This is a genomic window from Sphingomonas sp. PR090111-T3T-6A (assembly GCF_000383095.1).
Lineage (GTDB): Bacteria > Pseudomonadota > Alphaproteobacteria > Sphingomonadales > Sphingomonadaceae > Solisphingomonas.
This window is the reverse complement of the sequence record NZ_AORL01000009.1, coordinates 96524-115057: the sequence shown is the minus strand read 5'-3', so window position 1 is coordinate 115057 and position 18534 is coordinate 96524. Positions and strand designations below refer to the sequence as shown.

Here is an 18534-nt window from a genome sequence, read left to right as displayed (position 1 = left end):
GCCCGCAGGCGCACGGCAAGATTGCGCGCATAGGTTCGGCCAATAAGCGGGGTGTGGCTTGAAGCGTTCTCTGCTCGCTTTCGCTGGCGCAACGGCGCTGATCGGAGCCTCGGCTTCAACGCCCGTGGCGGCATCCACGCCCAGGCTCGCCGACATCCTGGGCTATTCCTTCGTCGGCGAGCTGACCGCCGCCGAGCATGTCGACCGCATCGCCTGGGTGGAGACGGTGCGCGGCGTGCGGAATGTCTGGGCGGCGGCCGGCCCGGATTTCCGGCCGCATCAGGTCACCCGCTATACGCAGGATGACGGGCAGGAGATCACGCATCTCCGCTTCTCTCAGGATGGCGGCACGATCGTCTATGTGCTGGGCGGCAGCCACGATGCCAACTGGCCGGCGGAGGGCAATCTCGCGCCCGATCCCGCCAATTCGCCGGTGCAGCCCAAGGTCGGCATCTGGACCGCGCCCTTCGACGGCGGAGAGCCCCGCCTCCTCTCGGAGGGCGATCAGCCGGCGGTTTCGGCGAAGGGCGTGGTCGCCTTCGTGAAGGACGACCAGATCTGGTCGATGCCGCTCGACGGTTCCGCCAGGCCGGAGCGGCTGCTGTTCGATCGTGGGAAGGATCGCACGCCGCTCTGGTCGCCGGATGGCAGTCGTCTGGCGTTCCTGTCGGGGCGGGGCGATCACGACTTCGTCACCGTCTTCACCGACAAGACGCATCCGCTCGTCTATCTCGCGCCCTCGACCGGGCGGGACGACGATCCCGTCTGGTCGCCGGACGGGCAGCGCATCGCCTTCAGCCGCCAGCCCGGCAGGGGCGGCGCGCCCGAGCCCCTCTTTCAGTTCCATCCGCGGCCCTTCTCGATCTGGACAGCGGACGCGACGACGGGCGAGGGCCGGCGCGTCTGGGCGAGCCCGGTCACGCTCGACGGCTCTTATCCGCAGAATGGCGACGGGCTCGGCCTGCGCTGGATGGCGGACGACCGGCTGACGATGATCACGACGCTGGACGGCTGGGAGCATCTCTACGCCCTGCCCACGGCCGGCGGGGCGCCGCGGCTGCTCACGCCGGGCCGCTTCATGGTCGAGCATGTCTCGGCAAGCCGTGATCTCAAGACGCTCTATTACGCGGCCAATACCGGCCCGGCGAAGGGCGATGACGATCGCCGGCACGTCTTCTCGGTCGGTATCGCGGCGAGCGCACCGCGGGAGCTGACGTCGGGCACGGGCCTGCAATGGTCGCCGGTCGCGGCGGGCCGGGGCGTCGCGCTGGTCGCCGCCGATGCGCAGCATCCGCCTGCGGTGGCGCTCGCGGATGGCAAGGCCTTGCAGCCGGTGCATGTCGCCGTGCCGGACTATCCCGCGCGATCGCTGGTGATCCCGAAGCCGGTGAGCTTCGCGGCGCCCGGCGGCTTCACCATCCAGGGCCAGCTCTTCGAGCCGGCCGGCGGCGGTGCGAAGCATCCGGCGCTGATCTTCGTCCATGGCGGCCCGCCGCGCCAGATGCTGCTCGGCTGGCATTATATGGACTATTATTCAAACGCTTACGCCGTGAACCAATATCTCGCCAGCCGGGGCTTCGTCGTCCTCTCGATCAACTACCGGCTGGGCGTGGGATATGGCCGGGCCTTCGAGCAGCCCGATCATTGGGGCCCGACCGGCGGCTCGGAATATCAGGATGTGCTGGCCGGCGCGCGCTGGCTTCAGGCGCAGGCCGGGGTCGATCCCGCTCGCATCGGCATCTGGGGCGGCTCCTATGGCGGTTATCTGACCGGCATGGCGCTTTCGCGCAATTCGGATGTGTTCAAGGCAGGCGTGGACTTCCACGGCGTCCATGACTGGTCGCTCGATATCGGCGAGGAAGCGGGGCACCCCGTCGAGCGCTACGAGAAGGGCGACTGGCAGCAACTGATGAAGACCGCCTTCGAGGCTTCTCCCGATGCACAGATCGCCAACTGGCGCTCGCCGGTGTTGCTGATTCAGGGGGATGACGATCGCAATGTCCGGTTCGATCAGACAGTGGATCTCGCCCGGCGGCTGACCCAGGCGGGCGTCCCCTTCGAGGAGATGGTGATCCCCAACGAAATCCACGGCTTCCTGCGCTACGATAGCTGGCTCCGGGCCGATCGGGCGACCGCACTTTTCCTGGAAGAAAAGCTGCGGCCTTGATCCCCGGCGCTCCGGAGCGAAGTGCCGGGATCGCCAACCGGCTTGCGGCCACGATGGTGCGGCGACATAGCCTCGGCCATGGGCATCTCCAAATCGATCGTCTACTTCGGCTATCTGGGCGATGAGGGCACGGATGGCGGCGTGGTCCGCCAGCGGCTCTCTTTCATGGACAGGCAACTGCGATGGTTGTCGGATCTCATGGAGGCGTCGGGGGAGCGGATCGAGGTTCTGGTGCCCTATGTCGCACCGCGAGCCTGGGATGCGGAGGTGCATGGCGTCATCACGCGCTACGGATTCCGGATCGATCCCGCATCCGTCCGCGCCGAGCGCCGCAACACTTTCGAATATCCCGGCTTCCGTGCATTGAAGGCGCTGGCCGAGCAATCCGATCCGGACGATCTGATCTATTATTGCCACAGCAAGGGCATCGTGCTGCTCGACGAAAGCAAGATGGGCCTGTTCAGGATACACACCGAGGTGGGTATCACGGCCGATCTGGACATGCTGACAGCGAGTTCGGCCCTTACCAGGGCGAGTATATTCCCATACAAATTCGGGTGGTGCTGGTATAATTTCTTCTGGATCAAGGCCGGTTATATGGCCGGTCTGTCGGTGGAGGAGTCCGCGGATCGCTATCACTTCGAGGCGCTGATCGGCGACCGTAGCGATAAGGAAGGGTATCGGGGCGTCCTGCCTCTGATCGACCGCCTGCCGTTCGAGGACACCGGAATAGCTGCCAAGCCCTGGTATCGGGCTGAAGAAACCTCGTCCCCCGCTTTGTTCGCCACATATGACCGTTACGCCGGGATGCAGTCGCCCGCCGACTCTGCCAACGCCCGGAAGGCGCTGGCGGATCGGCGCGCACGGGCCGGTTCGAAACCCCGCTCACCCCTGTCCTTGGCCTACTGGACCCGGCTCTTCGGAGGGAAAGCGCGGGTGGGAAAGTTGAAAGTATAGCAAAAGGACGAAGCCTCGCCCTGCCTCAGTTATCAAGAGGTGCGATGCTCTCCCGGCTTGTCACCATATCTTCTGGCCGGGGACAAGGGGAATGGAACGACTTTGCTTCGCGATGAATGCACCTTTTTCTACGACGACGATGCTGTCGTAGAAATGCACCGCGCGCGTAAGGCGTCCGATCTCGGAGCAGGGCAGGTCGTGACCGATCTGGGATTTGTTGTGCGGATTGCCCGCATGGAGTTCGTCGACGATGCCCTTCATGCGTTCTATGAAGGTCGTCGGCACGCCGAGGCCTCCGCCCCATGCCGGCCAATAGGCCGCGTGAGTATCTTCGACGACGTAAAGAGCTTCGCGGGGCATGTTGGGATAAAGGAAGTCGAACGTCGCGTTGACGTGCGCCGTGATGTGGCTGCCATCATCGAGGACGATATCGGGATAGCCGAATTCATCGACGATGGAATTCAGAAAGCCATGATCCGATTGGTCCCCTATCCGGATGGCAACCTGCTCATCTTCGAACTTCCGGCATTCGTCCCGAACGTCGATGCTGACGATCTGGGCGGCGGGCCCGAAATAATGCTTCCACATCTGGGATGAGCCGCCCTGGCCGGTGCCGATCTCGAGGAACATGATCCGTCGATCCCGGAACCGCGAAAAATAGCGCTCATAAATGGGAAGATATTGAAGCCACTTGTTTATGGGTTCGCCTTGGTTCGTCCAGAAATACTGATTCAGGGACATGGGCTAGCTCGATACGGCAAAGGCAGACGGCAGGGGGTATAAGCCCGCCCATGCGCATGGCAAGGAGACCCTTCAACGGGTGGAGAGGGGCTGCTACCCCATGGCATGCTCACCGCTTGCGATAGGCTCCTCGGCCGCACCACCTTCATTGAGCATGATCCGCCGATCACCGTGCATCGTGACGTGCTCTGCGTTCCGACCGGACGGGCGAAGAAGGATGAAGGGCTGTTCGACCAAGGGGGCAAGCTCATCGCCGATGCGGGCTACTTCCGGGCCCATCCCGATCGTGTATCGCTTTATCCCCTGCTCAATCCGCTTCCCCACGAGCGCTTCGATTACGCGCCCGATGACGTGCAATATGTCTTTCTGGGGGTGCTCACCGGCCACTATGGGCATTTCATCACCAATTCCCTCGCGCGGGTCTGGGCGGTCAGCCGGTTCGATCGGGCGACGACGAAGTTCGTGCTGCTGAACCATGGTCCGCTGTCCATGCCGCTGGCCATATCGTGGCTGCGCGAGATTCTCGGCGCCTTCGGCCTGGACGAGACCAACCTGCTCAATTTCGCGCGGCCGACGCGATTTCGGGAGATCGTCGTCCCGGCGCCGGCTTTCGAGGAGGGCGGCTTCGTGCATGCCGTGTTCGGCGCCGCTTGCGGCCGGGCTGGGCAGATGCTGACGCGCGGTCGGCGAAACGATGGACCGCCCGTGTTCCTCACGAAGCAGTGCCTCGCCTCGGGAGTCTCGAAGGTGACGAACGAAGCGGAGATGTGCGAGCATCTGTCGGCTGCCGGCGTCCAGATCGTCGCGCCCGAAACCCTGAGCGTGTCCGAGCAGATCCGCCTCTTCGCGGATCGTGATGCGGTGCTGGGCATGGCAGGATCGGCGATGCACACGGCCGTGTTTGCGCCGGGCCGTCAGAAAATCGAGCTGCACACCGGGCGGGCGCGTCTTTCCAACCAGGCGTTGATTGATGCCGCCAACGGCGGCCGGACGACGGCGCTTTGGCCGGCGCAGGGGATAGAGGCCGCTCAACCGGAGGCGGGCTTTGGCGCAGCATATCGCCTGAGCGATCCTGTGGCGGTCGCCCGCGAACTTCTTCGGCACATCATCTAGCTTCGTCTTCGATTCCTATGGGCGCCGTTCGAAGTGCCTTACGTTGCGGGAGGGGCGCCGGATTCCGGTATCCGGCGTCGCTGGGCGGCGCATTCGTCCGCCAGAAAATCGAGCAGGGCGCGAACCGAGGGAAGCAGGCCGCGACGGGACGGGAAGACCGCGTGCACGATTTCGTTCGAGGGTCTCCATTCCGGCAGCACGGTTTCCAGCCGCCCATCTTGCAGGTCGTTCCAGACGATCAGCGTGGGCAGGCGCACGACGCCTGCGCCGGTAAGAGCCGCCTCGCGCAGGACGGCCATATCGTCGGTGACGAGGCGCGGCGCATGACGAACCTCGGCGACGGTCCCGTCGGCATGGAAGAGGCGCCAGCGATGCTCGCCTCCGGCCGGCCCGAAATCCAGGCTGGGGAGGGCCGAAAGGTCGCCGGGAAGCAGGACGGGGCGGGTTCGCAGCAGCTCGGGGCTCGCGACGAGACGGATCGTGCGTTCGTCGAAGCGGCGCATGACGAGGTCGCTCTCGGCGAGCGGCGGCGGCCGGACCCGGATCGCGAGATCGAAGCCTTCGCCGATCACGTCGACGCGGCGGTTGGTGCTTTCGATATGGAGTTCGACCTGCGGGTGGAGCGCCATGAATCGGCCGATCAGTTCACCGAACTGGAAGGCGAGGAGGCCGGTGGGGCAACTGAGCCGGATCACGCCGCATGGCTCCGCACGGGACTGGTCGATGACCGCCTGCGCCGCCTCGGCTTCGACCAGCATGGCGACGCAGTGGCGATAATATTCGCGGCCGATCTCCGTGACCGTGAAGCGCCGGGTCGAACGCTGGATCAGCCGGGCGCCCAGCCGCTCCTCAAGCAGGCCGATGCGCCGGCTGAGCTTCGATTTCTGTATGCCCAGCGCGCGCGCCGCCGCCGCGAAGCCGCCATGATCGACCGCTTGCACGAAATAATAGAGGTCATTGAGATCGCGCATCGTCCTGTTGATAGGACGCTAAGTCCATTTTAACAATCTTTCGGCCGGATTGGCGCAGGATTATTGTGCATCTCAACGAACGCCTTCCATCGGAAGGCGCAGGAGATGCACCATGAAAACGGCTCTCGGTATCTACAGCAACCCCAACCAGCATTGGGTCGGCGACGGCTTTCCGGTCCGCTCCCTTTTTTCCTACAACGGCCTTGGCGGCCGGGTGAGCCCCTTCCTCCTGCTCGATTATGCGGGCCCCCATCACTTCGCGCCGACCACGGCGCGGCGGGGCGTCGGCCAGCATCCGCATCGCGGGTTCGAGACGGTCACCATCGTTTATGACGGCGAGGTCGAGCATAAGGATTCGGCCGGAAACGGCGGCGTCATCGGTCCGGGCGACGTCCAGTGGATGACCGCCGGCGGGGGGATATTGCACGAGGAATATCATTCGCCGGCCTTCGCCAAGACCGGTGGGCCGTTCCGCATGGTCCAGCTCTGGGTCAATCTGCCCGCGAAGGACAAGATGACCCCCGGTGGCTATCAGGGCATCACCGCGGCCGACATCCCGACCGTCGAGCTGCCCGGCGGGGCGGGGCTCGGCCGGGTGATCGCAGGGGAACTGCTCGGCGCAAAGGGGCCGGCACGGACCTTCACCCCGATCAATGTCTGGGACGTGCGGCTCAACCGCGATGCCGATCTGACGCTCGATCTGCCTGAGGGGCATGGCGCGATGCTGGTGGTGCTCGGCGGCCATGTGACGGTGAACGGCCATGAGGGCGTCGGCGAGGCGGAGATGCTGTTGCTGAGCCGCGAGGGCGATGCCGTGCGGGTCCAGGCCGACGGCGACGCGCTGATCCTCGTCCTGACCGGCGAGCCGATCGACGAGCCGATCGCCGGCTACGGCCCCTTCGTGATGAACAGCGAGGCGGAAATTCGCCAGGCGATCGACGATTTCAACAGCGGCAGGTTCGCGACAGCAGCGGCCTGACCGCCGATCCGGCTCCCCTTTCCCCCCTCCCGAGGGGAGCCGGGTCTTCCCTTTGACGAATGGACGGCGGCCTCGCGTGCCCCGTCGTCTCGGCGCTTGTCCGCCGAACCCCGCGCACGCCCGCAGCAGGAGCAAACCATGACGAGTGAAGCGATCCGCGACCCGAAGGCCGATCATCTGCTCACCCCGCAGAACGCCGCCTTCATCATCATCGACTATCAGCCGGTGCAGGTGAACTCGATCGCCTCGATGGACCGGCAGTTGCTGCTCAACAATATCGCCGGATGCGCAAAGGCGGCGGTCGCCTACGATCTGCCGGTCATCCATTCGACGGTGAACGTCGCAACCGGGCTCAACAAGCCGCCGGTGCCGCAGGTCCGCAAGGTGCTGGGCGATTATCCGACCTATGACCGCACCAGCATCAACAGCTGGGAAGATGTCGAGTTCAGGAAGGCGGTCGAGGCAACCGGGCGCAGGAAGCTCATCATGACCGCGCTGTGGACCGAAGCCTGCCTGACCTTCCCCGCGCTCGACGCGCTTGCGGAGGGCTATGAGGTCTACGTCCCGATCGACGCCGTCGGCGGCACGTCGGTGGCGGCGCACGAGGCGGCGCTCCGCCGCATCGAGCAGGCGGGCGGCAAGATGATCTCGGTGGTGCAGCTCTTCTGCGAGTTGCAGCGTGACTGGAAGCGCAGCGCGACGGTTCCCGCCTTCATGAACCTCTTTATCGAAACCGGCGGCACGGCCGGAATCCAGTTCTCGTACGACAAGGCCGACTGACGGCCGGTGCCCCGCCGGTTCGCCGGCGGGCATTCCGTGCCAGAGAAAGCGTTGGGGTAGCAGTCTCGCGGGGCCTTCAGGCCAAACCCGCGAGACTTCTCATCTTTTTGCCGGAGCAGAAAGTGGTCGGGGAGAGAGGATTCGAACCTCCGGCCCCTGCCTCCCGAAGACAGTGCTCTACCAGGCTGAGCTACTCCCCGACGGAGCACCGGTCGTTTTTTGAAGCTCGGGAGCCGACCGGCGTTGCTGAGCGAGGCGTCCTATAGGGGCGGCTTTCGGATGGGGCAAGCACCTCTTTTCATCAATTTTGCACATTGTGGCTGGCCTCGATCATTTCGGCCAGCCGGACGAACTTCTCCCGCGGTGCTCCGCCCCGCGCGCGCGCGTTTTCCGCGGCCTCGATGCGTCGCCAGTCCGCGAAACTCACCGCTTCCACGTCACGCGCGGTCAACAACGCGGTAAGCCCGTCCCCTCCGGTCTTGCCTGCGGGAGCCGGCAGGTCGGCGGCGATTTCCTCGGCGATCTGGAAACCGTCCGGGCGATTCGTGCCGATCGTGCCCGTCGGCCCGCGCCGCGCCCAGCCCGCGCAGTAGAGCCCCGAGCCTGCACCGCCGATGCGGCCATTCTCGTTGGTGAAGCGCCCCAGCCGGTCGTCATAGTCGAGCCCGGCGATGGTGATGCTGCGATAGCCGATGCAACTCACCACCATCGAGCAGGGGATATCCTCCGTCTCGCCGGTGCCGGCGGCGTGGCCCTCGGCGTCCAGCCGGGTGTGCTCGATCCGGATCGCCTCGACCCGGTCTTTGCCGAGAATCGCCACGGGGGCCGTGAAAAATCGGAAGTCGATGACAACGGGTTTGTCGCCGGTGCCCTCCGCCGCGAATCCGCGCAGCAGCGTCACCGATTTGCGCTGCCCCGGCTCCAGCGCGGCATCGTCGGCGAGGGGGGGCAAGTCCGTGAGGGCGACATGGGGCGCCGCACGGGATAGATGAGCCAGCTCGCCCAGCTCCTTGGGCGTCATCGCGATCTGGTGAGGGCCGCGCCGGCCGAGAATCTCCACGCGGCGCGTGCGCGCGCTCGCCAGCGGGCCGAGCGCGTGGCGGGCGATGTCCGAGCCCTCGAACTCTTCTGGCGCCTTGGCGAGGATGCGCGCCACGTCCAGCGCGACATTGCCGTTGCCGATCACCGCGACCGTCTCGCCGTCGAGCGGGGGCGCGAGGTCGGCATGATCCGGATGGCCGTTATACCAGCCGACGAAGGCTGCCGATCCGATCACGCCCGGCAGATCCGCACCGGGGATGGAGAGGGGGCGGTCGGCGGGCGCGCCCGTGGCGATCACCACCGCGTCGTAGAGGCCGCGCAACTCCTCGACCGAGACGTCCCGCCCGACCATGACATTGCCGAAGAAGCGCACGGGCTGCGCGGCGGCCACGCCTTCATAGCGGTGCGTTACCGCCTTGATCGACTGATGGTCGGGCGCGACGCCCGATCGGATCAGCCCATAGGGCACGGGAAGGCGGTCGATCAGGTCGATCCGGACATCGTTTCCGAAAGTTCTGAGGCAGGCTTCGGCCGTATAGAAGCCGGCCGGCCCCGATCCGATCACCGCGACATGGCGCATGCTGATCCTCCCCTTTTGGGATCGACATGCTAACCGCTTGGAAGATCGGCGCAAGCGCGGGGCGCGGCAGTGCGCGCCCCGCGTCCGACAAGGCCCTTAGCGGGCGACCGGAGCCGCCGCCGCGGCATTGGCGGGCAGGCCGCCCATCTGCGTCACCAGCTTGGTGTAGGCATCGAGATAGGCGAGCACGATCACCTGGCCGATGGCGGTGTCCTGATAACCACCGCCGCCGGCCGCTGCGAAGCCGCCCCACCAGCCGCCGCCGGCGCCCGCGCCGAAGCTCAGGTCGGACTTGCGGTAATAGCCCTCGGTCATCGCCTGCTCCTCGGTGGTGCGGGCGTTGACGAGGCTGAGCGTGACGTTCGCTTCCTTCTTGTTGATGCTGATGCCGCCCAGCACGCCGCCGAAGCCATGGCCGATCAGGCCGCCCAGCGCGCCGCCGACCGCGTTGCCGCCCGAATGATTGTTGCCGCTGACGATATCAGGCTGGAGGAAATAGTCCGCCGCCTTCACCTGGCCCTTGCCGAGGTTCGAGCCGCCCTGAAGCTCGCCATTGTCGGCCATGGCGCGTTCCATGTTGCGGTTCTGCATGGCGCGGCCGCGGTTCACCATGGTGAAGCAGCCGGATTGCGCGATGAACACCTTCAGGATCGCCTCGGGGCTGCCGAGATTATATTCGCGCCACCACTGGGTATCGGGCTCGACGATCGCGACGGTGCCAAGGTTGCGCGTGCAGTGCGGGATGTCCTGCGTGCCTCGGGTCTGCGCCTGACGACCCGAGGAAGGGGCGGCGGCGGTCACCGGCGTGGCGACGAGCGCCGTCATGGCCGAAAGGGCGGCGAGGATACGAAAGGTCATGATGAAAAATCTCCCCTGTCGACCGCCGTGACCGCGTTGCGTGGGATATGCAAAGCTACGGACGCGGGCGGCTCCGCCGCCGAGGATAGCGCAGCGCGGGACCGGCATAAAGCCTTGGCTTGGGGTCTTGCGCGTCTGGTGCTATCGGGCTGCGCAAACCTTCCCGAGGACTTTTCTTCACCGTGGCCACTCCGCTCGACCGTATCCGCAACTTTTCGATCATCGCCCACATCGACCATGGCAAGTCGACGCTGGCGGATCGGTTGATCCAGCGCACCGGCGGCCTCTCCGATCGCGAGATGACGGCGCAGGTGCTCGACAACATGGACATCGAGAAGGAGCGCGGCATCACCATCAAGGCGCAGACCGTGCGCCTCGATTACAAGGGCTATGTCCTCAACCTGATGGACACGCCGGGCCATGTCGACTTCGCCTATGAAGTGAGCCGCTCGCTGGCCGCCTGCGAGGGTGCGCTGCTGGTGGTGGACGCGGCGCAGGGCGTCGAGGCGCAGACGCTCGCCAACGTCTACCAGTCGATCGAGCATGACCATGAGATCGTGCCCGTCATCAACAAGATCGACCTGCCCGCCGCCGAGCCCGAGAAGGTGAAGGCCGAGATCGAGGACATCATCGGCCTCCCCGCAGACGATGCGGTGCTGGCGTCGGCCAAGTCCGGCATCGGCATCGACGAGATCCTCGACGCCATCGTCGAGCGCATCCCGGCGCCCAAGGGTGACCCCGACGCGCCGCTCAAGGCGATGCTGGTCGATAGCTGGTACGATCCCTATCTCGGCGTGGTCATCCTCGTGCGCGTGATCGACGGCTCGCTCAAGAAGGGCCAGCAGATCAAGTTCATGAACGCCGGCACCACGCACCTCGTGGATCGCGTCGGCTGCTTCCGCCCGAAGATCGAACAGCTTTCGGACCTCGGGCCGGGCGAGATCGGCTTCATCACCGCGCAGATCAAGGAAATCACCGAGACCCGCGTCGGCGACACCATCACGGATGCCAAGAAGCCCACCGCCGAGCCGCTCGCCGGCTTCAAGGAAGTGCAGCCGGTGGTGTTCTGCGGCCTCTTCCCGGTCGACGCCAACGACTTCGAGAAGCTGCGCGAGAGCATCGCCAAGCTGCGCCTCAACGACGCGTCGTTCAGCTTCGAGATGGAGACGTCGGCGGCGCTCGGCTTCGGCTTCCGCTGCGGCTTCCTGGGCCTGCTCCACCTGGAGATCATCCAGGAGCGGCTGATGCGCGAATATGATCTGGATCTCATCACCACCGCGCCGTCGGTGGTCTACAAGATCCACCTCAGCCATTCGAAGACCGAGGAGGCGCAGACCATCGAGCTGCACAACCCGGCCGACATGCCCGATCCCAACCGCATCGAGATGATCGAGGAGCCGTGGATCGAGGCGACCATCTATGTGCCCGACGAATATCTCGGCTCGATCCTGAAGCTGTGTCAGGATCGGCGCGGCATCCAGAAGGATCTCACTTATGTGGGCGGCCGCGCCCAGCTCAAATACGAGCTGCCGCTCAACGAGGTGGTGTTCGACTTCTATGATCGGCTGAAGTCGATCTCGCGCGGCTATGCCTCGTTCGATTACCACCAGATCGGCTATCGCGAGGGCGACCTCGTGAAGATGGGCATCCTCGTCAACAACGAGCCGGTCGACGCGCTGTCGATGATCGTCCACCGCGGCACCGCCGAGGTGCGCGGCCGCGGCATGTGCGAGCGGCTGAAGGATCTGATCCCGCGGCATCTGTTCAAGATCCCGATCCAGGCGGCGATCGGCGGCAAGGTGATCGCCCGCGAGACGATCGCGGCGATGCGCAAGGACGTGACCGCCAAGTGCTACGGCGGCGACATCACGCGTAAGCGGAAACTTCTGGAGAAGCAGAAGGAAGGCAAGAAGCGGATGCGCGAGTACGGCTCGGTGCAGATCCCACAGGAGGCCTTCATCGCGGCGCTCAGGATGGGGGATGACGCATGAGGCCCGAGACTAAGGAGGGGATTGCAACGCAATCCCCGAGTTAGGCGAGGATCAGCCGAATGCCGGCCGGCGGGTCGCAGACCCGACCGACGACGCGGGCTTTGCCCGCGGCGGCTAGCGTGGGGGGTGATTATCGTCCGCCGCGGACTTCCGTCTCGTCCGTCACTCCGGCTTCTCGCCCGTCACCCCGGACTTGATCCGGGGTCCCGCTATGGGCGCCGCAATATTCGATTTTCCCCTGACCGCCTCGCGCTTCGTTCGTGGCGCGAAGGAGAAGAAGAAGCTGGACCCCGGATCAAGTCCGGGGTGACGACGGGAGGCGTGGCGGCTTTAGCCTCACCCCGCGACCGCAACCCACCCCGCCACATCCTCCGCCAGCATCGGCCGCCCGAACAGCCACCCTTGCGCGTGCGTGCAGCCCATCTGGGCGAGCAGCGTCGCCTGCTCCTCGGTCTCCACGCCTTCGGCCACGACGATCACGCCGATCTGGCGCGCATAGGTGACCAGCATCCGGATCATCGAGGCGGTGCGCGGCGTGGCGATGTCGCGGACGAAGCGGTGGTCGATCTTCAGGCTGTCGAACGAGAGCGACTGGAGATGGGTAAGGCTCGAATGCCCCGTGCCGAAATCGTCGAGCGCCACCGTCACGCCCAGCGCGCGGATCTCGTCGACGACATGGCGCAGCCGGCCGAGGTCCGCGATGCGTGCCGTCTCGGTGATCTCGATGCGGATGCGGTGAGGGGCCAGCTCGGCGGCGGCCAGCGCGGCGACGATGCGGCGCGGCGCGCTGCTCTCCATCAGCTCCACCACCGACATGTTGATCGACACCTGGATCGTCGGCGGCCAGCGTCCGGCGTCGAGGCAGGCCCGCCTCAGCGCGAAGTCGCCCAGCTCGTGGATCAGGCCGGAGCGCTCGGCCACGGGGATGAACTCGCCCGGCGACACCTCGCCGCGGATCGGGTGGCGCCAGCGCAGCAGCGCCTCATAGCCGACCGGCAGCCGCGTCTTGAGCGACACGATCGGCTGATAGCGCATGGTGAACTGGTGTCGCTCGAGTCCCTGCCGGATTTCGGCGACGAGGCTCTCCTCCTCGCTCGCGGGGCCGGTATCGGCGTCGGCATCGTGGAAGCGGATGCGGTCGCCGCCGTCGGCGCGGGCGCGCAGCGCGGCGCTGGTGGCGCGTTCGAGCAGGCGCAGCGATGTCGATCCGTCGATCCCGGCGCGCGCGACGCCGATGCTGCCGGTGATCGGCACCCGCCCGCCGGATTCGCTGGTGAACAGGAAGCGCATCGCGGCCAGATGGCGATCCACCGCGGCGGCCAGCGACACGCTGTCGCCGAGCGCGGTGAGAACGATGGCAAACCGGCTCTGGCCGACGCGCGCCATCAGGTCCATCGCGCGGACCGAGACGGACACCTGCATCGCCGCCTGGATCAGCAGCTCGGAGGCCGCCGCCCAGCCGCGCTCCTCGAAGATGGCGTCGAACTGGTCAACCTCCACCACCAGCAGCGCGACGCCCATGCGCGTGCGGGCGGAGGCCTCGATCGCCTGCGCGGTGCGATCATGCAGCATCTCGGGCGTGGCGAGACCGGTCAGCGGATCGCGGCGGCGGCTCTCTTCCAGCAGATGGGAGAGGGTGTGGATCTCGGTCCGGTCCTGAAGGACGAGGCCCACCACCGTCATGCCGCCGACCTGCGCGTGGATCAGCGACTGGCGCCAGCTCCGGAAGCGGCCGCCGGCATCGACCAGCTCGACCGGGGGCAGCACGTCGCCGCGGCGCGCCTCCGTCGCGGTCGTGCACAGCTCGACCAGCAGGGGATGGCCCGCGATGCCGTGATAGCCCGGCGGCATGTCCGGCTCGGGTGCGAGGCCGAGCATCGTCTCGGCGGCCTCGTTGCAATAGGCGCGGCCCGGCTTTTCCGAGACGATCACGATGCCGTCGGAAAGCCCGGCGAGGATCGAGCGCGCGTCGCGCTTCAGCCCGGCTAGCACGCGGGCGTTGTAGAAGAACAGCACCGCCGCCGCGAAGGCGAAGGCGATCGCCACCGCCAGCGTCACCGGCATGGCGTGCGCAAAGATCATTCCGTGTATCCCAGAACCGACATCGCAATCCGCCAGCGAACGGCAATCCTATCATGCCGGAAGCGTTTGCGTTCGCGCTTTCAAGGTTAAGGATTGCTTAATTCGCCCGGCCGCAAAGGCATTTTCGCGCGATATTCCGTAGCGGCGGCGAGGGATGACGCAGGCGGCTTCTACCGCCTGCCGTTTCCGGCTAGAGGTGTCGCCCTATGGCGCGATCCAGCCGCACTCCCAAGCCCTTCTTCGACGACAAGAATCGTGCCTTCTGGTTGCTCCAGTCGGCGGGATGGCTGGGCTATTTCCTGCTCCGGTCGCTCGGCGGCGTGGCCAACAACATGGGCTTGCTGTTCATCGTGCCGACCGCGCTGGCGACGGCGACCGGCTATTCGCTGACGCTGCTGATGGGGGCGGCGTTCCGCAAGCTCATCACCGCGCGGCCGTTCTGGACGTGGAGCATCTCGATCGCGCTGCTGCTGATCTCGTCGGCGGCCTTCTCGACGATCGAGGTGTGGGCGAACGCCACCTTCTATCATCCCGGCACCCCGCCTGAGGGCGCGCAGTTCCTCGGCGCGATCCTGCTGGATTTCGCGGTGCTGGGGGCGTGGAGCGCGCTCTATTACGCGATCAACTTCTACCTGAAGCTGGAGCTGCAGGCCGATCAGCTCCAGCGGCTGGAGGGGCAGGCCTCTGCGGCGCAGCTCGCGATGTTGCGCTACCAGCTCAACCCGCACTTCCTGTTCAACACGCTCAATTCGATCTCGACGCTGGTGCTTCTGAGGCAGACCGACCGGGCGAATTTGATGCTCTCGCGCCTGTCGGGCTTTTTGCGCTATACTCTCGTCAACGAACCCACCGCGCAGGTGACTCTGGCGCAGGAGGTCGAGACGCTGAAGCTCTATCTTGAGATCGAGAAGATGCGGTTCGAGGACCGGCTGCGGCCGCGCTTCGATATCGAGCCGGCGGCGGCCGGCACCCGTCTGCCTTCGCTTCTGCTCCAGCCGCTGGTCGAGAACGCGATCAAATATGCCGTCACGCCGCAGGAGGAAGGGGCGGAAATCGCCGTTTCGGCTCGGCTGATCGGGGATCGCGTGCAGATCAGCGTGACCGATACCGGCCCAGGGTTGAACGAGACGCAACCACGGACCACCTATTCCACGGGTGTGGGCCTCGCGAATATCCGCGACCGGCTGACGCAGGCCTATGGCTCGCGACAGCGCTTCGAGGCTCAGCCGGGTGCGGCTGGTGGCTTTGCGGTGACGATCGAGGTTCCATATGAAACGGAGCCCAAGGAGACGGCATGACGATACGGACGATCCTGGTGGACGACGAGCCGCTGGCGATCCAGGGGCTGCAACTGAGATTGCAGCGACATGAAGATGTCGAGATCATCGACACCTGCCTCAACGGGCGCGAAGCCATCCGCTCGATCAAGACCCACAAGCCGGACCTCGTCTTTCTCGACATCCAGATGCCCGGTTTCGACGGCTTCTCGGTCATTCAGGGCCTGATGGAGGTCGAGCCGCCGCTGTTCGTCTTCGTGACGGCCTATTCCGATCACGCGATCCGCGCCTTCGAGGCGCAGGCGACCGATTATCTGATGAAGCCGGTGGAAGAGGAGCGGCTCGCCGATACGCTCGACCGCGTCCGCCAGCGCCTTTCCGAGCGGAAGGGCGTCGAGGAGGCGGGCCGCCTGAAGGAGGCGCTGGCCGAGCACGCCCCCGAGGCCGCCGAGGCGATCGTGGACGGCGTTGGCGAGGATGCGCCTGCGTCCAACCGCTACGAGAAGCTCATCAACATCAAGGATCGCGGGCAGATCTTCCGCGTCGACGTGGATTCGATCGAGCGCATCGACGCGGCAGGCGACTATATGTGCATCTACACCGGCGACAACACGCTGATCCTGCGCGAGACGATGAAGTTCCTGGAGAAGCGGCTCGATCCGCGCCGTTTCCAGCGCGTCCACCGCTCGACCATCGTGAACCTCGACCTGGTGCGCCAGGTCAAGCCGCACACCAATGGCGAATGCTTCCTCGTGCTGGAGAGCGGCGCGCAGGTGAAGGTGTCGCGCAGCTACAAGGACGTGGTGGCCCGCTTCGTCCACTGAGACGGGTGCGCCATCGGGCTGGAGAAGGCCGTTCCGGCATAAGCCGGGGCGGCCTTTTTCCTTAAGCGGCGGCGGGCATGAAGCGCATCGCCACGCCGTTCATGCAATAGCGCAGCCCCGTCGGCGGCGGCCCGTCCTCGAACACATGGCCGAGATGCCCGCCGCAGCGCGCGCAATGGACCTCGGTGCGCTCCTCGCCGATGGATCGGTCCACCCGCTCGCCGATGGCATGGGGGAGATGGTCATAGAAGCTCGGCCAGCCGGTGTGGCTGTCGAACTTGGTCGACGAGGCATAGAGCGGCAGCGCACAGCCCGCACAGGCGAAGACCCCCTTGCGATGCTCGTTGTTGAGCGGGCTGGTGAAGGGGTATTCGGTCGATCCCTGGCGCAGCACCGCATAGGCCTGCGGCGACAGGCGCTTTCGCCATTCGGTATCGGGAAGCTGGAAGGGAGCGGGCGTCGCGGCCACGGCATCGGCCTCGCCGCCCGAGCCCAGGCGCCATGCCAGTACGCCGACGGCTGCCGTGGTGGCGAGGCCGAGAAAGGCGCGCCGATCGAGGCGGGAGGAAGGCATCTCCGTCATGGCCTCTTATACGAATGGCGCGGGTCGCGGGTTACAGCCCCCCGCCGATTTGACCGCCCGCTGCCATGAGCCTACGCCATCGATCGCAATTCGTTGCGTCCGCGTTTCCAAATCTCTTTCGAGGAGGAGGAAATGACCATGAAGAGGATGCTGCTGCTCGGCCTGTTCGCGCCGTTCGTGGTTGCCGCGCCGGCGCTGGCCGAAAGCCCGTTCGACGGAACCTGGAAGATCGATCTCGGCGCCAGCAAGCTGCCCGAGAAGCCCGACATATTCCTGCTCAAGGACGGCGAATATGAATGCCAGAGTTGCGCACCCGTTTTCAAGGTGAAGGCCGATGGTGCTTTCCACCCGGTCGCCGGCCATCCTTATTATGACGCGGTGTCGATCAAGGTGGTCGATCCGCACACGGTGGTGGAGACGGACCGCAAGGGGACCAAGACCGTCGTCTCGTCCACGAACAGCGTTTCCGCCAACGGGCAGACGCTCGATTTCAGCTTCAAGGACATGACTGCCGCCAACGGCTCGGTGGTAACCGGCAAGGGCACGCAAACCCGCGTCGCCAAAGGGCCGGCGGGATCGCACGCCATTTCCGGCTCATGGCGGACGACGAGCCTCTCCAACTTCTCGGAGAACGGCCTCGTGCTGACCTTCAAGGAACAGGGCGACATGTTCTCGATGTCGACGCCGACCGGCCAGTCCTACACCGCGAAGTTCGGCGGCCCGGCGGTGCCGGTCAAGGGCGACACCGGCGGCACGCACGCCGCCGTGAAGAAGACCGGCCCGCGCGCCTTCGAGGAGACCGACACGCGAGGCGGCAAGGTGGTCATGGTCATCACCGGTACCGTTTCGTCGGATGGCAGGACGATGACCGCGACGGTCGACGACCGCGAGCGTGGCAGCCACGCGACCTACAAGCTGGCGAAGCAATAAGGCCGGACGCGGGGGCGGGGAGGATGGCCTCCGCCCCTTCGTGGCACCATTCGGCTGTCCGGTGGTTGAAGTTGGACTGGCAATGGCTGGGAGGGGGACATGATCCGCATTCTGATCGGCAGCCTTGTGGGTGGGCTGGCGCAATTCTTCGTGGGCTTCATCTTCTGGGGGCTGCCGTTCCTGTCGCGCATCCCCTTCACCATCGCGCCCGACCCGCAGAACGCCGCCGTGCAGACCGCGCTCGCGCAGAACCTCACGGCGACGGGCACCGGCACCTATTACGTCCCCTGGCCGGACAGCGCGGCGGGCACGGTGCTGCATGGGCGCGGGCCGGTGGCGCTGATCTTCTTCAACACGCACGGCTTCGCGCCGATGGACCCAAGCTCGCTGGTGGTCGGCCTGATCCTGTCGGTCGCGACGATGCTGCTGCTCGGCCTCGCGCTCCACGCGATAGCGGCGCGGGTGCTCGATTTCCCGAGCCGGGCGCGGATCGTGGTGCTGACCGGGATCGCGACGGTGCTCTATTTCACGATCGCGGCGCCGGTCTATAATTTCTACATGCCGTGGGGCTACTGGATCTACCTCGCGCTCTCGCAACTCGTCGGCTGGGTCGTGGGCGGGCTGATCCTCGCGCGCTGGTTCGTGCCGCGCGGCTGAGCC

General features: G+C 65.9%; 16 protein-coding genes and 1 tRNA gene. 10 read left to right on the top strand and 7 right to left on the bottom strand.

Annotation, left to right across the window (positions count from 1 at the left end):
- The first annotated feature begins 58 nt into the window (after positions 1-58).
- Together ST3T6A_RS0102330 and ST3T6A_RS0102325 are read left to right on the top strand one after the other, a co-directional pair.
- Positions 59-2167 (top strand): S9 family peptidase, encoded by a 2109-nt coding sequence (locus ST3T6A_RS0102330; protein WP_157602344.1) that lies wholly within the window; start codon positions 59-61, stop codon positions 2165-2167.
- Between the two features lie 78 nt (positions 2168-2245).
- On the top strand, positions 2246-3124 hold the full coding sequence (locus ST3T6A_RS0102325) for a hypothetical protein (protein WP_019831276.1): 879 nt from the start codon (positions 2246-2248) through the stop codon (positions 3122-3124).
- 60 nt (positions 3125-3184) lie between these two features.
- Here the strand turns inward: ST3T6A_RS0102325 and ST3T6A_RS19115 are convergent, their stop codons facing one another.
- Positions 3185-3865 carry a hypothetical protein gene (locus ST3T6A_RS19115; protein ID WP_019831275.1) on the bottom strand — a complete coding sequence of 227 codons (681 nt, stop codon included), beginning with the start codon at positions 3863-3865 and terminating at the stop codon, positions 3185-3187.
- Between the two features lie 105 nt (positions 3866-3970).
- Between ST3T6A_RS19115 and ST3T6A_RS0102315 the strand changes: the two genes are divergently transcribed.
- Positions 3971-4978 carry a glycosyltransferase family 61 protein gene (locus ST3T6A_RS0102315; RefSeq protein WP_019831274.1) on the top strand — a complete coding sequence of 336 codons (1008 nt, stop codon included), beginning with the start codon at positions 3971-3973 and terminating at the stop codon, positions 4976-4978.
- Positions 4979-5016: 38 nt separating this feature from the next.
- Here ST3T6A_RS0102315 and ST3T6A_RS0102310 read toward each other — a convergent pair whose 3' ends face one another.
- Complete coding sequence (locus ST3T6A_RS0102310) at positions 5017-5949, bottom strand: LysR substrate-binding domain-containing protein (RefSeq protein WP_019831273.1); 933 nt, start codon at positions 5947-5949, stop codon at positions 5017-5019.
- Between the two features lie 112 nt (positions 5950-6061).
- On the opposite strand from ST3T6A_RS0102310, the gene ST3T6A_RS0102305 reads away from it, so the two are divergent.
- Both ST3T6A_RS0102305 and ST3T6A_RS0102300 read left to right on the top strand, forming a co-directional pair.
- Entirely contained in the window at positions 6062-6928 is an 867-nt protein-coding gene (locus tag ST3T6A_RS0102305) for a pirin family protein (protein WP_019831272.1), read from the top strand.
- 138 nt (positions 6929-7066) lie between these two features.
- Positions 7067-7708, top strand: coding sequence for a hydrolase (locus ST3T6A_RS0102300; RefSeq protein WP_019831271.1), 642 nt, complete (start codon positions 7067-7069; stop codon positions 7706-7708).
- A gap of 123 nt (positions 7709-7831) precedes the next feature.
- Here ST3T6A_RS0102300 and ST3T6A_RS0102295 read toward each other — a convergent pair.
- From ST3T6A_RS0102295 to ST3T6A_RS0102285, 3 genes are all read right to left on the bottom strand, one after another.
- A tRNA-Pro gene (locus ST3T6A_RS0102295) sits at positions 7832-7908 on the bottom strand.
- Positions 7909-8009: 101 nt separating this feature from the next.
- Positions 8010-9329 (bottom strand): FAD-dependent oxidoreductase, encoded by a 1320-nt coding sequence (locus ST3T6A_RS0102290; protein ID WP_019831270.1) that lies wholly within the window; start codon positions 9327-9329, stop codon positions 8010-8012.
- A gap of 96 nt (positions 9330-9425) precedes the next feature.
- Complete coding sequence (locus ST3T6A_RS0102285) at positions 9426-10187, bottom strand: CsgG/HfaB family protein (RefSeq protein WP_019831269.1); 762 nt, start codon at positions 10185-10187, stop codon at positions 9426-9428.
- A 182-nt stretch (positions 10188-10369) separates the two neighbouring features.
- Between ST3T6A_RS0102285 and lepA the strand changes: the two genes are divergently transcribed.
- Entirely contained in the window at positions 10370-12178 is a 1809-nt protein-coding gene (gene lepA, locus ST3T6A_RS0102280; protein WP_019831268.1) for a translation elongation factor 4, read from the top strand.
- Between the two features lie 336 nt (positions 12179-12514).
- On the opposite strand, the gene ST3T6A_RS0102275 is transcribed toward lepA, so the two are convergent.
- Positions 12515-14260: a putative bifunctional diguanylate cyclase/phosphodiesterase gene (locus tag ST3T6A_RS0102275; RefSeq protein WP_019831267.1), complete on the bottom strand. Its 1746-nt coding sequence runs from the start codon at positions 14258-14260 to the stop codon at positions 12515-12517.
- A 206-nt stretch (positions 14261-14466) separates the two neighbouring features.
- On the opposite strand from ST3T6A_RS0102275, the gene ST3T6A_RS0102270 reads away from it, so the two are divergent.
- Positions 14467-15558 (top strand): sensor histidine kinase, encoded by a 1092-nt coding sequence (locus ST3T6A_RS0102270; protein WP_019831266.1) that lies wholly within the window; start codon positions 14467-14469, stop codon positions 15556-15558.
- Positions 15555-16361: a LytR/AlgR family response regulator transcription factor gene (locus tag ST3T6A_RS0102265; RefSeq protein ID WP_019831265.1), complete on the top strand. Its 807-nt coding sequence runs from the start codon at positions 15555-15557 to the stop codon at positions 16359-16361. The genes ST3T6A_RS0102270 and ST3T6A_RS0102265 overlap by 4 nt, the downstream gene beginning before the upstream one ends.
- 61 nt (positions 16362-16422) lie before the next feature.
- On the opposite strand, the gene msrB is transcribed toward ST3T6A_RS0102265, so the two are convergent.
- A complete protein-coding gene (gene msrB, locus ST3T6A_RS0102260; protein WP_019831264.1) occupies positions 16423-16944 on the bottom strand; it encodes a peptide-methionine (R)-S-oxide reductase MsrB in 522 nt (173 codons plus the stop codon).
- 132 nt (positions 16945-17076) lie between these two features.
- Here msrB and ST3T6A_RS0102255 point away from each other — a divergent pair, with 132 nt between their 5' ends.
- Together ST3T6A_RS0102255 and ST3T6A_RS0102250 are read left to right on the top strand one after the other, a co-directional pair.
- Positions 17077-17874 carry a hypothetical protein gene (locus ST3T6A_RS0102255; RefSeq protein ID WP_019831263.1) on the top strand — a complete coding sequence of 266 codons (798 nt, stop codon included), beginning with the start codon at positions 17077-17079 and terminating at the stop codon, positions 17872-17874.
- Positions 17875-17973: 99 nt separating this feature from the next.
- The gene (locus tag ST3T6A_RS0102250; RefSeq protein WP_019831262.1) at positions 17974-18531 is read left to right on the top strand and encodes a hypothetical protein; all 558 of its coding nucleotides are present in this window, start codon (positions 17974-17976) and stop codon (positions 18529-18531) included.
- The last annotated feature ends 3 nt before the right edge of the window (positions 18532-18534 follow it).